General features: G+C 49.8%; 9 protein-coding genes. 5 read left to right on the plus strand and 4 right to left on the minus strand.

Translation table 11 applies throughout. The annotated features are described in order from the left end of the window. Positions 1-831 precede the first annotated feature (831 nt). The 3 genes from QZN42_RS08630 to QZN42_RS08640 all read right to left on the minus strand — a co-directional run bounded on the left by QZN42_RS08630 (position 832) and on the right by QZN42_RS08640 (position 5,263). The gene (locus QZN42_RS08630) at positions 832-1,233 is read right to left on the minus strand and encodes an OsmC family protein (protein WP_296956589.1); all 402 of its coding nucleotides are present in this window, start codon (positions 1,231-1,233) and stop codon (positions 832-834) included. 1,472 nt (positions 1,234-2,705) lie between these two features. After that, complete coding sequence (locus QZN42_RS08635; protein WP_296956590.1) at positions 2,706-3,701, minus strand: PPK2 family polyphosphate kinase; 996 nt, start codon at positions 3,699-3,701, stop codon at positions 2,706-2,708. A gap of 629 nt (positions 3,702-4,330) precedes the next feature. After that, positions 4,331-5,263, minus strand: a complete 933-nt coding sequence (locus tag QZN42_RS08640) for a polyphosphate kinase 2 family protein (protein ID WP_296956593.1) — start codon at positions 5,261-5,263, stop codon at positions 4,331-4,333. Between the two features lie 1,439 nt (positions 5,264-6,702). On the opposite strand from QZN42_RS08640, the gene dnaA reads away from it, so the two are divergent. From dnaA to recF, 4 genes are all read left to right on the plus strand, one after another. Then, positions 6,703-8,256, plus strand: a complete 1,554-nt coding sequence (gene dnaA, locus QZN42_RS08645; protein ID WP_296956596.1) for a chromosomal replication initiator protein DnaA — start codon at positions 6,703-6,705, stop codon at positions 8,254-8,256. Between the two features lie 238 nt (positions 8,257-8,494). Then, positions 8,495-9,610: a DNA polymerase III subunit beta gene (dnaN, locus tag QZN42_RS08650; RefSeq protein ID WP_296956598.1), complete on the plus strand. Its 1,116-nt coding sequence runs from the start codon at positions 8,495-8,497 to the stop codon at positions 9,608-9,610. Then, complete coding sequence (locus QZN42_RS08655) at positions 9,610-9,822, plus strand: RNA-binding S4 domain-containing protein (RefSeq protein WP_296956601.1); 213 nt, start codon at positions 9,610-9,612, stop codon at positions 9,820-9,822. Before dnaN ends, QZN42_RS08655 begins: the two co-directional genes overlap by 1 nt. A gap of 1 nt (position 9,823) precedes the next feature. Further along, positions 9,824-10,891 carry a DNA replication/repair protein RecF gene (recF, locus tag QZN42_RS08660; RefSeq protein WP_296956603.1) on the plus strand — a complete coding sequence of 356 codons (1,068 nt, stop codon included), beginning with the start codon at positions 9,824-9,826 and terminating at the stop codon, positions 10,889-10,891. Positions 10,892-12,584: 1,693 nt separating this feature from the next. On the opposite strand, the gene QZN42_RS08665 is transcribed toward recF, so the two are convergent. Continuing rightward, positions 12,585-13,484 carry a DUF721 domain-containing protein gene (locus QZN42_RS08665; protein WP_296956605.1) on the minus strand — a complete coding sequence of 300 codons (900 nt, stop codon included), beginning with the start codon at positions 13,482-13,484 and terminating at the stop codon, positions 12,585-12,587. A 114-nt stretch (positions 13,485-13,598) separates the two neighbouring features. Here QZN42_RS08665 and QZN42_RS08670 point away from each other — a divergent pair, with 114 nt between their 5' ends. Next, positions 13,599-14,435 (plus strand): aldo/keto reductase, encoded by an 837-nt coding sequence (locus QZN42_RS08670; protein WP_296956608.1) that lies wholly within the window; start codon positions 13,599-13,601, stop codon positions 14,433-14,435. The last annotated feature ends 450 nt before the right edge of the window (positions 14,436-14,885 follow it).

Consider the following 14,885-nt stretch of genomic DNA (forward strand, 5'->3'; position numbering starts at 1 on the left):
TGGTCCTGCGCAGGCGGTGGCTCTACATGAGCGGCCTGTACCTGTATTCCCGGCCGTGCGCGGAAAGCGAGGGAGCGCAGCGTTCTCCTTTGGGAGTCATCCTTTCGAAGCAGCTGACGGATAGAGTATCTTATGATTCATGTCGAAATTTGGGATGAGAAAGATGATTTCCTTTTCCATCCGTTTTTTCAGTCATCAGCGGCTTGTCTGAAAGATGAACTTACCCGTCTTCACTGCGCTCAGGCACCCTTCCAGCACCCGGAAGGGTGGTGACCGGCTGTCAAGTTTTCCTTTTTCCTCATACGTGCCTTGAATGGGTAGTGCAGTTCCCCCTCACCGCTTCGCTCGCCGCTCCCCGGACTCGGGGGGCAGGTGTATTTCGACCTGAACGAGTATTTCAAACCCGCCTGTGTAAAATCCCCCATATAAATTGGTCAGCGCATCAGCGCTGACACCTTCCCGATTACCCCGACCGCCCCGATCACCCCGACCACCCCGATTCAAAAGTCAATCGATCATATAGTTACCTTTCGACTATACGTCCGGCATCAATTCTTTTACCGCATCAGCGCTGACACCTTCCCGATTGCCCCGACCGTCCCGATCACCCCGACCACCCCGATTCAAAAGTCAATCGATCATATAGTTACCTTTCGGCTATACGTCCGGCATCAATTCTTTTACCGCATCAGCGCTGACACCTTCCCGATAGCCCCGATAATCCCGAGACCCCCGATACCCCCGATTCAAAGGTCAATATAAAAATGGGCGCCTTGACTATTTCAAGGCGCCCACCTTCACTGATCACTTGTCACTTAACACTATTTATTCTCACACATCATAGACGAAGGTGAATTCTTTCTTCGTTTCTTTGCGGATGGTACGGCCTACGGTGCAGTGTTCTACCGGTACGGTCTGGAGGAATTCTCTTTCTTCCAAAGGAACGGTTTTCGGCAGGTGGAAGGTGGCACGGATGACACCGACTCCGCCGGCTTCTGCTATTTCCTTATCCGCTTCGGCCCAGGCGCCGTCCATGGAGATGCCTTTCTTTCCGGCTCCGTAGATAATGTTCGTGAGGGTGCAGGAAATGACGGCGGAAAGAAGCAGTTCGACCGGGGTCATGTATTCGCCTTTGCCTCCCACTTCTTTCACCGCATCGGAGTGGATAATTTCCTTCCGCCCCGGTACTTCAAATGACAGTCTCATCTGTCCTTCGTTTGTAATTTTCATCATGGGTAAGACCTCCTTTATGAAATGGAACTCCTGTCTTTATTATACCATGATGTATCATAAGATTTTTATTGAAGAAACTATATGATGAAATACTTTTGTTTCGGGGATGTCGGGGGTCTCGGGGTTCATTCCGGGGATGTCGGGATGATGCGGCGCAAATTCATGGGCGACGCAGTTTTTGATTCAGCCTGCCGTACATTTTCGAATCGATTGTACAACCCTCTGCCCGCTTCGCGGAGCCCCCCGCTACGGCATGACTCTCACTGCCATTTGCGCGCCCCTGGCTGCGCCTCTCTCCTTCAAATGGTGTTCGAGAACAGCACTTCGGGGGGCCTTCCTACTTGTCGATTTTCTTATTTTACCGGGATATGATGGCAGTCAGCCTCATATGTGCTGTCTACCGAACCCTGCTCGAGTACCATTCCAGTACATTTTCGTCTTGTACCTGCTTGACATCCCCCCACCGCTTCGCGGAGCCCCCCGCACTTCGGGGGGCTTGACCGTTACGGCCTGAACGGGTATTTCACACTCGCCTGTGCAAAAACCCCATAAAAAAATCGTGCCGCGGGAGCGGCACACCTTCACGAACCACGAATCACGAATCACGAAATCTCGATACTGACAATACCGGGGCTCGCCGTGGTGAGGCTAACCCACGAATACCGCATCTGACTCTATCCGCAAAGATAACAAATGTCTCCAATAAACAAAAATCCCCCGACTGGATAGACGGGGGTAATCTTTGGCCAGTATAGATCAATCGGCTGCAGGGACTTTGGCCTGGACACGCAGGGACGGAGCTGCCGTATGAACGGAGGTGGCCGACAAGTTTGTCATGTCGTGAGGTTACTGACGCTTGATTTTTGTCTTTCATCGGGGGATTTTCTTGATTTTGTTTTCATACCGGTATGAGGGAGATTGGAATCCGGCCCGCTTTGCCCTTCCGCCCGGTTCGATCGAGTGTGCACATCTTTCTTCGTTTCTCTGTCTATATAGTACAGAAAAGGAAATTTATTTTATTAGATTTTCGTTAATTTTTCTGGTAAGAATCCATTTCGACGGGTACCGGCAGATGAACTTACCCGACTCCGAGGGGGAGCCTGCCTGCTTGCCGATTTCCCCATTTTTCGGGTACTTTTCACCAGTCAGTCTCATTTGTGCCTTGTGCGATAATACACCCCCCTGCTCGCTGCGCTCGCCGCCCCCCTGACCAGTGGGGCAGGTGAAATTCGACTTGTACGGGCTTTTATACTCGCCTGTGCACAGCCCCAATATAATCTTGTGCCGCGGGAGCGGCACACCTTCACGAACCACGAATCACGAAATCTCGATACTGACCATACCGGGGCTCGCCGTGGTGAGGCTGACCCACGAATACCGCATCTGGCTCTATCCATATAGCTGAAAATTGACTCAAAAAAAGCCTCCCGGCTCAAATTAGACCGGAAGGCTTTATTTCTAAAAACTAACGACTATTTCTCTTCCTTGTTTTCCCCGCTCATGAGGTCCTGCATTTCCTTGATCATGCCCACGTTTCCGCTTTCGATGAGTTTTCTGAATTCATCGAGCTGGTCTTTGATTTCTTTGGACATTTCAGGGAATTTGGGGGCAATCTTTTTGATGGTTTTGATGATGATCTGGGAGACTACGTAGCGGGTGTACCATTTGTTGTCCGCCGGAACGATGTACCAGGGGGCGTCTTCGGTGGAGGTGGCAGTGATCATTTCGCTGTAGAGTTCCTGATAACGGTCCCAGTAGCGGCGTTCGTTGATATCGGCCATGGAGAATTTCCAGTTTTTCTTCTTGTTGAGGATTCGTTCGGCCAGGCGGTCCCGCTGTTCGTCTTTGGATACGTGGAGGAAAATCTTGACTACGGGGAATCCGTTTTCGCCCAGGTATCTTTCCCAGTCCCGGATCTGGCGGTAGCGGGTGTCCCAGATATTTTTGTCGATCAGTTCCTTTGGAAGTTTGCCTTCTTTCACAAGGTCATGGACACGGGTGACAATGACATCTTCATAGTGGGAGCGGTTGAAGATACCGATATCGCCGCATCTCGGCAGGGCGCGGTTGATACGCCACATGTAGTCGTGGTCTTTTTCTTCACTGCTTGGCTGTTTGAAGGAGACCACATGGACTCCGTTCGGGTCCAGGTGAGAGAATACGTGCTTGATGGTTCCGTCTTTTCCGGCAGCGTCCATGGCCTGGAGTACGATGACCAGTCCATAGGTGCTCTGTGCGTACAGTTTGGCCTGAAGGATGGACAGTTCGGAAAGGGCTTTCGGGAAAGCCACTGTCTTGACTGCTTCTTTGTCCACATCTACGTCGCAGGCGGTGGGGAATTTCTTCAGATTGATTTTTTCCCCTTCTTTCGCCCGATAGCGATCGATATCAATCTTCGTATTTCCCAGCGGCTTCTTCGGCTTTTCCGCACATGGTTTACCGACTTCAACTTCTACCTTCTCTTCCATAATTCTCTCCCCTTTTTTAAAATATGAAATATTATTATAGGAAATATATCTTCAGTGTATCCCTTTTAAAGAAACCTTGCAACTGGATTGGAAATAGTGAAAAGTGATAAGTGGTAAGTGAAGGATATGGTCGTCTCCGCCGACCAATCTATTATAGTGCGCTTCGCGCACAGGATGGCCTGAGATTGTTCCATCAGTTAGTCTCATTTCCGACTTGTAACGATAGTACGACCCCTCAGTCCGCTTCGCGGCCAGCTCCCCAAGCCTGGGGAGCCTTAAACGTTTCGACTTGAACGGGATTTTCAAATCCGCCTGTACACATTCCCCATATATACTCATCGGCGCATCAGCGCCGATACCTTCCCGCATCCCGCACCCCGAATTTTCGAAATAGAATCTAACGGGGCACGTCACAGTGAGGCTAATCCCGAATACCGAAAATGACACAAACCATCTGATCTGATAAAAGACTCAAAAAAGCCTGTACACATTCCCCATATATACTCGCGGCCGAAAGGCCGCCATCTTCACGAACCACGAAATCTCGAAACTGCCTGTATCGGGGCTCGCCGTGGTGAGGCTGATTCACGAATACCGCTTCTGACTCAGGGCAAAAAACGGACAATCGTTTATTTCTTGGCAGATATACTCTCCTGTATTTCCGCCAGGGATTTCAGGTCTACGGCAGAGATGAGTTTCTTGAACCGTTCGAGCTGTTCGGCGATTTCCGGCGCCAGTTTCGGGAACTGGGGGTTGATGTCTTTGAGGGCTTTCAATGTAATCCTGGCCACTACGTAGCGGGTGTACCATTTGTTGTCCGCCGGAACGATGTACCAGGGGGAAATGTCTTTGGAGGTTCTCGAGATCATTTCTTCATAGAGCTGCTGGTACTGGTCCCAGTACTGCCTTTCGTTGATATCGGAGAGGGAGAATTTCCAGTTTTTCTGCTGGTTGACGATTCTGTCCATGAGCCGTTTCTGCTGTTCCTCTTTTGACAGATGGAGGAAAATCTTGATCATGCGGAATCCATTCTGGTGGAGGTATTTCTCCCAGTTGTTGATCTGCTCGTACCGTTCTTCCCAGATATTTTTGTCGATGAGGTCTTTGGGAAGCTGTCCTTTGTCGATGAGATCGTGGATTCTGGTGACAATGACATCTTCATACTGGGAGCGGTTGAATATGCCGATATCCCCTCTGCCCGGCAGGGCTTTATTGATGCGCCACATGTAGTCGTGGTCTTTTTCCTCCGTGGTAGGCTGCTTGAAAGAGACGACTTTCACTCCTCCCGGGTCCAGGTTGGAAAATACGTGGTTCACCGTACCGTCTTTTCCTGCGGCATCCATGGCCTGGAGTACGATGATGAGTCCGTAGGTATTCTGGGCATACAGCTTTTCCTGCAGGTCCTTCATCTTCTCAATGGTTTCCGGGAAATACAGGGATTTGACCTTTGCCTTGTCAATCTTCACATCGCATCCGGTGGAATATTTCTTCAGATTGACTTTGTCTCCTTCCTTCACCCGGTAGCGGTCTATATCTATCTTTCCATCAGTGATTTCTTCCATACTATGCTCCTTTTGGAAATACCATTCCCTCTCGTTTTTAATTATAAAACCAGGAAAGAGGGTCCGTTGTGAATGGAGTTATAGAAAATTTATATCGTGAAGGATAAGTAAAATCTAATTTAGAGTCAATTGTCCGTTTTGCGGTTTGAGGCAGATGCGGTATTCGGGATTAGCCTCACTGCGACATGCCCCGGTAGATTCTCTTTCGAGATTTCGGGGTTCGGGGTGCGGGGTTCGGGGTGCGGGAAGGTGTCAGCGCTGATGCGCTGACAAATTTATATGGGGGATTTGCACAGGCGGGTGTAAAATACCTGTTCAGGTCGTAACGTCGAAGGCCCCCCAGGTTTGGGGGGCTGTCGCCGAAGGCGGCTGAGGGGTCGTACTATCGCTGCCTGTCGAAAATGGATATTTTATTTGTCAGATAAGATGGTTTGAGGCAGATTCGGTATTCGGAATTAGCCTCACTGCGACATGCCCCGGTAGATTCTCTTTCGAGATATCGGACATATAGCCGAAAGGAAACTATATGGTCGATTGACTTTTGAATCGGGGTGATCGGGACGGTCGGGGCAATCGGGGTGGTCGGGAAGGATATGGTTCGCTTTGCGAACCAATCTTATGTAGTGCGCTTCGCGCACGGGCTGTTGCCCGCACTTGTGCCGGCAAGGGTTTTAGACAGGCGGTGGCGCGACAATTGCGGACTGTACCTGTATTCCCGGCCTTACGTGTACCTGCATCCCCGCACGAGAGTGATCGTGTATTCCCGGCCCCGCGCGGAAAGCGGAGAGAGCGCAGCGTCCTCCCCGGGATGTCACACATACGCCAAAAGGTCGGGCCGCCCGGTCATGGGGACAGGCGGTTTTGGGCTTGTATGAGATTTTCAAACCCGCCTGTGCACATTTCCCATCCATACTTGCGGCCATCAGGCCGCCACCTTCCCGACAGCCCCGATCACCCCGACAGTCCCGATTCAAAAGTGATGGTTAAAAAAAAGTCCGCCTTTCGTTTTAAACTTCCAATCACTAATCACTATTTCATAAAAAAATTTTAAAAATAAAATCGACCTTTTGTACTATACCATCAGATGGCCATTTCCACAAAAATTTTCAGGGAAATGACATTTCTTCCGGAGTGTCTGAAATTCAAGACGCTGTGCCATTTCCCACTGTTTTCATGCTTTTTTGGATTTTCCGTTCCTACAAAGGATGGTATTTTTCATCCTTCTTCCTTCCCCTATCTTGTGAATTCACAAGGGCTCTAATCCATGATAGAATATAGTTATTCACAGAGAGATGAACTTATCCACAGCTTTATTCAAAAAGCCGCAGTTTTCGTATTTATCGAATTTTTCATGGATTTTTGGGGAAATATTTTCGTGAGAAATTCACAGGTATTCACAGGTTATTCACTTTTATTTCAACAATTTTTTGAGGGTTATTATGGATATATTTGAGTTATGGGATAAGGTGCTGGCGTACATTGATAAGAATGATCACCAGTTCTACCAGATGTTTTTTAATGATGTCTTTCCTTTTTCCATATCTGAGGACCGGCTGATTCTCCAGGTGGCCAATCCCTACCGGGCGCGGTGGATCAATACGATGTACCGGGAGAAGCTGGAGCGTATCGTCAGGGATATCACGGGAAAGACGGTGACTGTGGAAATCAATGCGCAGCCTGCCGGTCCCGCTCCCGCTCCTTTCACGGAAATAGAGGAAAAAGAAGAGGCGCCGGTCGTTTCGTTCCCTCCGGAGAAGGAGGAATCGATTCCCCTTCCGGAGGAGGAAAACGGGGAGGCTCCCCTGGAACCGCCGGACTGGGACAGTCTTATGCCGAAAAGCGCCGATGAGGCGGACCTTCCGGATATCATGAATATAAGGGACAATGGAGAATCTTCTCCTTCCGATTCCCGGCCGAAGGCGGAAAAATCTACGCCTTCCTATACCCAGACGAACTGGGTGAATAAAGAATTCACTTTCGATACTTTTGTCAGCACGAACTGCAACGAGCTGGCCTACCAGGCGGCAAAGAGCGTGGCGGAATCGGCGACGAACCCGAATTCCCCGGACCAGAAGCTGAATCCTCTTTTCATCTACGGTCCTTCGGGGCTGGGAAAGACCCACCTGCTTCATGCCATTTACAATTATGTACGGGAAAAACGGCCGGATATGAAGGTCCTCTACGTAACGAGCGAGACTTTCACCAATGAGCTGATCAGCGCCATCCAGAACCGGTCCATGCCGAAGTTCCGGGAAAAATACAGGAATCCTGATTTCCTCCTCATCGACGATGTGCAGTTCTTCGGTTCCAGGGATTCCACGAAGATGGAAATATTCAACACATTCAACGAGCTTTTCAGCAAGAAGAAAAATATCATCATGACCAGCGATCGCACGCCGTCAGATATTGAAAAGCTGGAAGACCGTCTCCGGAGCCGCTTCTCCAGCGGACTGGTAGCCCCTATTTCCCCGCCGGACTATGAAATGTGCTGCATCATCCTGCGCAAAATGGCAGAAAAATTCCACATCATCCTTCCGGAGGATGTGGTCAAGTATATAGCCAACCATATCAATACGAACGTCCGTGAACTGGAAGGTTCCTTCAACAGGCTTTACAATTATTCCCATTTAAAAGAACGGCCCATCGACCTTCCTTTTGCCAGGGAAGCGCTGAAGGACCAGATTTCCCCGGACAGCGACCGGGAACTGACGGTAGATATCATCATCGATACGGTCTGCCGGTATTATAATGTAAAGAAAGAAACCATGCTTGCCAAGGGACGGCCGAAACGGATTGTCATCCCCAGGCAGATGGCCATGTACATCTGCCGGAAGGAGCTGGATATTTCCTTCCCCGCCCTGCGGGATGCTTTCCACCGGAAAGACCATTCCACCGTCCTCTATGCCTGCGAACGGGTCGAAAAAAATCTGGAAAACGACAGACAGACCAGGGAAGATGTGGAGGCCATAGAGAATCTTCTCAAGAAGCGCTGATTCCTGTGAAGAAAAGGGTACATATGATGGAATAATTCAGTGGATAACTTGTGAAAAAAAAGGACCTGCCTGAAATCTGTGAAAATTGTGAACAGCAGAAATCATTATTCACCGGTTTCTGACAAAGGGCGGCCTTCGATAAAATCTCTATTTTCACAGAATTATTCACATTTTCACAGCCTTCTACTACGACTGCTACGACAATATTTCAATCATCTTAGTTTTTAAAGGAGCTGCCATGAGAGTCATCTTCAACAAAACAGACCTTTGCAACGCCCTGGACCGTGTCCAGCGGGCAGCACAGGCAAAAATCACTTCCAATACGAATAACGGATTCTTCATTTCCGCCATGCAGGGCCAAATCCTGATCCAGGCCAATGATTACAGTGTAGGCATCAAGACCACCTGCCCCGCTTCCATTGAGGAAAACGGGATAGCGGTCATTGCTGCCAGCCAGCTGCAGTCCACCCTCCGCATGATGCCAAACGGCGATATCACCATGACCATGGATAAAGAAAATAATATCGCCACCTTTACAAGCGGCGCCTATGTAGCCCGTTTCCCCACCAGGGACCAGGCGGAATTCCCGGACGTACAGGAAATGGATGATTCCAGCCACTGCTTCCTTTCCTGCAGGAACTTTGCGGAAATGGCAGGCCTTACTGCCTATGCCGCAGCCACGGACAAGCAGAAACCTCTCTTTACAGGAATCCTTTTTGAAATAACGGAAAACCTCTTCACCATGGCAGCCACCAATACCCATCGCCTGGCTGCCAAAGAAATTTCCCTGGACGAACCGGCTACCGCCAAAGGACGGATCATCGTTCCCTCCGGCATCCTGTCCGATGTAGTCCGCCTCCTTCCGGTGAATGATGAAAAAGCGCAGATCAAAATCACCTGGTCCAGAAACCACGTGGCCTTTACCTTTGGAGAAACCTATTTCATCGCCAACCTGATCAACGGGGAATATCCGAATTTCCATGCAATCATCCCCTCCCGCTTCGATGCGGAAGCAGTACTCAACCTGAAAGAATTTGAAGAAGCCGTCCGTTTCGTATCCCCAATTTCCAGGGATATGAATTACCAGACCATTAACTTCCATTTCAACAGCGACACACTGGAAATCTTCGAAGAAGACCCGGACATCGGACGAAGCGATACCACCATCCCCGTGAAACTGACCGGAGATAATATTTCCCTGACCTTTAACTGCAACTACATCGAAGATATCCTGAAACATTCCTCCGGAGAAACCGTCATCCTTCACCTTCTGAAGAACGGACCCCTCCTGGTGGAACAGGAAGAAGACAAGAGCTACCGCTATATTGTGACCCCCATGAGAGGAAGAAATTAATGAAAATCATTAAAATTTACGGAGACTATATCCAGCTCGACCAGTTTCTGAAAAAAACAGACCATATTTCCTCCGGCGGTGAAACCGGCGCATTCCTCGAAGCCCATACAATCACCCTGAACGGAGTCAAAGTGCACGAAAAACGGAAAAAAATCCGCCAGGGCGATACCCTCGTCATTGACGAAGAAACCTACCGCATAACCGGAGAATAACATGCGCTGCCAATCCCTACGGCTCATCCAGATCCGGAACTTTCAGGACAAAACCATAGAACCGTCAGAGACCCTTACCCTCCTCACCGGACCCAACGGCTGTGGAAAGACGAACCTCATGGAAGCCATCTACTATGCCTCCTCGGGGAAATCCTTCCGCACAGGAAACGATGGAGAAATGATCCGCCTCGGCTGCGAGGAAGGGACCATCCTCCTCACCTATAAAACCGGCCGCCTGGACCAGGAAATCAAGATCAGACTTTCCAGAAACCAGGGAAAGAAAATCTTCCTGAACGATACCCCTATCCGCAGGAAAGAACTGGTGGGCCTCTTTCCCACCGTCCTCTTCACTCCCGATGAAATGCAGCTCATCAAAGGGCCGCCCCTCCTGCGCCGGAGATTCCTGGATATGGAAATATCCCAGGTCTCTCCCCGGTACTACGAAGAAATCCTCCGCTATACCCGGGCCGTGCAGCAGAGAAACGCAGCCCTCAAAAACGCCCAGACCACCGGCCAGAAGCCGGACCTTGACCTCTGGGACATGCAGATTGCAAACGGCGCCTGCTACATCGTGAAGAAAAGGCTGGAAACCATTTCCAAAATGAACGAAACCGTACCGGCCATGGAAAGCGTACTCACCGGAGACAAAGAAAAACTGGAAATCAGGTACTGCCAGCAGGGGACCGATACACCCAGATACGACATGGAATGGTACCTCACCCAGCTTGCTGAAAGGCGCAAAGAAGACGGAAGATTCTGCCACACCTCCATCGGACCCCACAGAGACGACTGCACCTTCCTCATGAACGGTCTCGACATCTCCTCCTACGGCTCCCAGGGCCAGCAGAGGACAGCCATCCTCTCCATGAAACTCTCCGAAATGGAATACATCCGCCGCGAAACAGGCGAATACCCCGTCCTCCTTTTAGACGACATCGGAAGCGAACTGGACAAAAACAGAAGAAAAGCCCTCCTTTCCTTCCTCATGGACCACCAGGTCCAGACCATCGTCACCGGCACCGAACTGGTGACAGAAGGAGGAAAAGTGATCGAAGTGGAGGGGGATTAGTAGATAGAAATAAAGAGCCTTCCGGTTCATAAGAGCCGGGAGGCTTTTTGTGTGGAAAAACGGATTGCGGAAGGCGGATTTCGGATTGCGGGGTGGATATGGTTCGCTGCGCAAACCAATTTTTTATAGTGCGCTTTGCGCACGGGCCTATGGCCCGCACTTGAGCTGGCAAGGATTTTTAGACAGGCGGTGGCTCTTTACTAGCGACTTGAAAGTGTATTCCCGGCCTTACGTGTACCTGTATCCCCGCATGAGGGTGATCGTGTATTCCCGGCCCCGCGCGGAAAGCGGATGGAAGCGCAGCGTTCTCCCTGGGAAGACACCTTTACTGATCTGTCTCTTCCGTCAGCTATGCCCGGCGTTAACCTCCCCGAAGTGCGGGGAGGTGGCCGAACGAAGTGAGGTCGGAGGGGATGTCAAGCACCTGCAAGTCGGAATATCTCCAATGATCCACGACTTTTGGGTTCGCTGTAAAGCACATATGGGTCTGACTGACGAAACAAACTTTGTGAAACTCTCCAAATACGACAGGCAGCGATAGTACGACCCCTCAGCCGCCTTCGGCGACAGCCCCCCAAACCTGGGGGGCCTTTGACGTTTCGAACCTGAACGGGTATTTCAAACCCGCCTGTGCAAAAACCCCATAAAAAATTGTTGCCGCTTCAGCGGCAACACCTTCCCGACAGCCCCGATCACCCCGATAATCCCGACAGTCCCGATTCAAAAGTCAATCGATCATATAGTTTTCTTTCGGCTATATGTCCGAAATCTCGAAAAAAAATCTACCGGGGCATGTCGCAGTGAGACTAACCCCGAATACCGAACCTGTCTCAAACCATCTTATCTGACAAATAAAATATCCATTTCCGACAGGCAGCGATAGTACGACCCCTCAGCCGCCTTCGGCGACAGCCCCCCAAACCTGGGGGGCCTTTGACGTTTCGAACCTGAACGGGTATTTTACATCCGCCTGTGCAAAAACCCAATAAAAAATTGTTGCCGCTTCAGCGACAACACCTTCCCGACAGTCCCGATTCAAAAGTCAATCGACCATATAGTTTCCTTTCGGCTATATGTCCGAAATCTCGAAAAAGAATCCACCGGGGCATGTCGCAGTGAGGCTAACCCCGAATATCGAATCTGCCTCAAACCATCTTATCTGACAAATAAAATATCCATTTCCGACAGGCAGCAATAGTACGACCCCTCAGCCGCCTTCGGCGACAGCCCCCCAAACCTGGGGGGCCTTTGACCTTTTGAACCTGAATGGGTATTTCAAACCCGCCTGTGCAAAAACCCAATAAAAAATTGTTGCCGCTTCAGCGGCAACACCTTCCCGACAGCCCCGATCACCCCGATAATCCCGACAGTCCCGATTCAAAAGTCAATCAACCATATAGTTTCCTTTCGGCTATATGTCCAAAATCTCGAAAAAGAATCCACCGGGGCATGTCGCAGTGAGGCTAACCCCGAATACCGAACCTGCCTCAAACCATAAAACTGACAATTGACTCAATGAAAAAGCCTGTGCACAGTCCCCATAAAAAATGTGCCGCGGGAGCGGCACACATTCACGAACCACGAATCACGAATCACGAAATCTCGATATTGACCATACCGGGGCTCGCCGTGGTGAGGCTAACCCACGAATACCGGAATAGACACAAACCGTAAATCTCTCAAATGACACAAATTACTCCCACCACTTCTGCGGCATTTTATTGAGGGCCAGTTCCGCTTCTTCCGTGGTGATTTCTTTCATCGGTTTATGGAGGAGGAGGGAGAGGAGTTTCCTTTTTTCTTCTGCCGTTCCGTATTTATGGAAGATATTTTCCTTGGCCCGGTGGATGAGGATTTCTCTGGCTTCGTCGTACATGGAGTAGTCGCAGGGAAGGATTTTGTTGACTTCCTGATAGGTATAGTGAGGATTGGCCTTCAGGATGAGGATGACTTTATTCTTTTTCTGTTTTTCCAGTTTCCGCTCGCAGGCGATGCAGATTTTCCGTTCCGGAGGACAGAGGCTGCCGCAGACGGGACAGGGATGGTAGCCGCTGGCCCGTTCGCCTTTGCGGATTTTCATGGCTTCCGCCATCATATCTGCAAACTGGGGGCGGATTTTTTCATTGGACACGTGTTTTTCCACCCAGTTGTCTACCCAGGCCCGCTCTTTTTCCGTCAGGGGGAGGCTGTACATTTTTTCTTCTTTTTCAATCTGCCGGTTCACCACATCCACCGTGGTGGAGGGAGCCTTTTCCCTTTTATGGGGACCTGCGCGGAAGCGGATGTCCTTGAAATATTTCCCCACTTCATCTTTCTGCAGACGGGCAAGGATTTCCCTTTTCATCATGAAAAGCTGCTGAAGGAAGGCGGAGTTGGAGACGGAAACGATGAGGGTATCTCCTTTCCAGCCGATCACCCAGGATTCGGAGGCCAGGATTTCGCCTACGATGTCTTTCCACCGCTTCTGGAAAAGGAAGAACTGGAAACCGGTATTTCCAAAAATCTGCTTCCTGAGATCCGAGGAGAAAAAGACGTTGGAAATATTGTCCATCTTCCGGTACCTGCGGCCCGTGGGCCTCTTGTCTTCTTCCATGGCTTTTCTCCTTTCCATTGATTTTCTATTATTATACAATAGATGAAAAGTTGTTAGTGCTTAGAATTTAGATTTCACTAAAAACTAAAAACTATTCATTCGAAAGGAAATGAAATGATGCCTGTTTTATCCAATCATCTCGCCCTCCCGCCCATCGGCTATGGAACTTATAATATGTCCGACGAAGAAACGGAAAAAGCGGTGAAGGAAGCCCTTTCCGCAGGATACCGCCTCATCGACGGCGCTGCTTTTTATGGCAATGAAAAAGGAGTGGGAAAAGGAATCGCTGTCTCCGGTATTTCCAGAGAAGAAATCTTTGTTACCTCCAAAGTGTGGAACCGGGACAGGGGCTATGAAAAGACAAAAGCAGCCTTCCAAAAGACCCTCTCCGATCTGGGACTTGCCTATCTCGACCTTTACCTCATCCACTGGCCGGCGAATACGAAGAAATACGGCGCACCGGCGATCCGGGAAAATCAGGAAACCTGGCGGGCTCTGGAAGATTTATATATGGACGGCTATATCCGCTCCATCGGCGTATCCAATTTTCTTCCCCATCATCTGGAAGAACTGGCGGAAACGGCTCGCATCATGCCCATGGTGGACCAGCTGGAAATCCATCCCGGCTGGCTCCAGAAAAAAGCGGTAGACTACTGTCAGTCGAGAGGAATCGTCGTGGAAGCCTGGGCCCCCCTGGGGCGCATGACCATGGCCGGAGATGCCGCTATTTCCTCCATCGCAGAAGCTCACGGAAAAACAGCCGCCCAGATATCCCTCCGCTGGGAAATCCAGCACGGCATCCTCCCCATCCCCAAATCCTCCCACCCGGAAAGAATGAGACAGAATCTCTCCGTCTTCGACTTCTCCCTGACCGAAAAAGAAATGACCACGCTGGACGCACTCCCTCCCATGGGCGGCCGTTGCTTTGAAATCGATGAAATGGACCTGTGAATTTGTGTATAAATGTGTGAAAAAGTATAAATTTTGAGTTATGAGTTATTAGTGGTTAGTTTTTAGAAATATTTCGGGTGGCTTTGAGGTCATTTGTGTAAATAGGGGTTAGTGGTTTTTATTTCGAAAACTTTAGAGTCATTCGATTTCAAAAGCTGGACATAGGGGTTAATGGTTAATAGGCGGAAAACTTTCGGGGCCATTCGGATGGAAAGCTGTACATAGGGGTTAATGGATAATGGATGGAAAACTTTCGGGCTATTCGGATGGGAAGCTGTACATAGGGGTTAATGGTTAATGGATGGAATGCTTTCAGGTCATCCGGATGGGAAGCTGGACATAGGGGTTAATGGCAATATCATTAACTTAACAGCTGCTAAAGTGCTTCCAAATCGAAATTTCTCTATTGCGTTTAAAGGAAATAGGGCCTTATTCACCCTGTTCGGAGTA

The sequence above is a fragment of the uncultured Dialister sp. genome, from assembly GCA_900314595.1.
In the GTDB taxonomy this organism is placed as follows: Bacteria; Bacillota; Negativicutes; order Veillonellales; family Dialisteraceae; genus Dialister.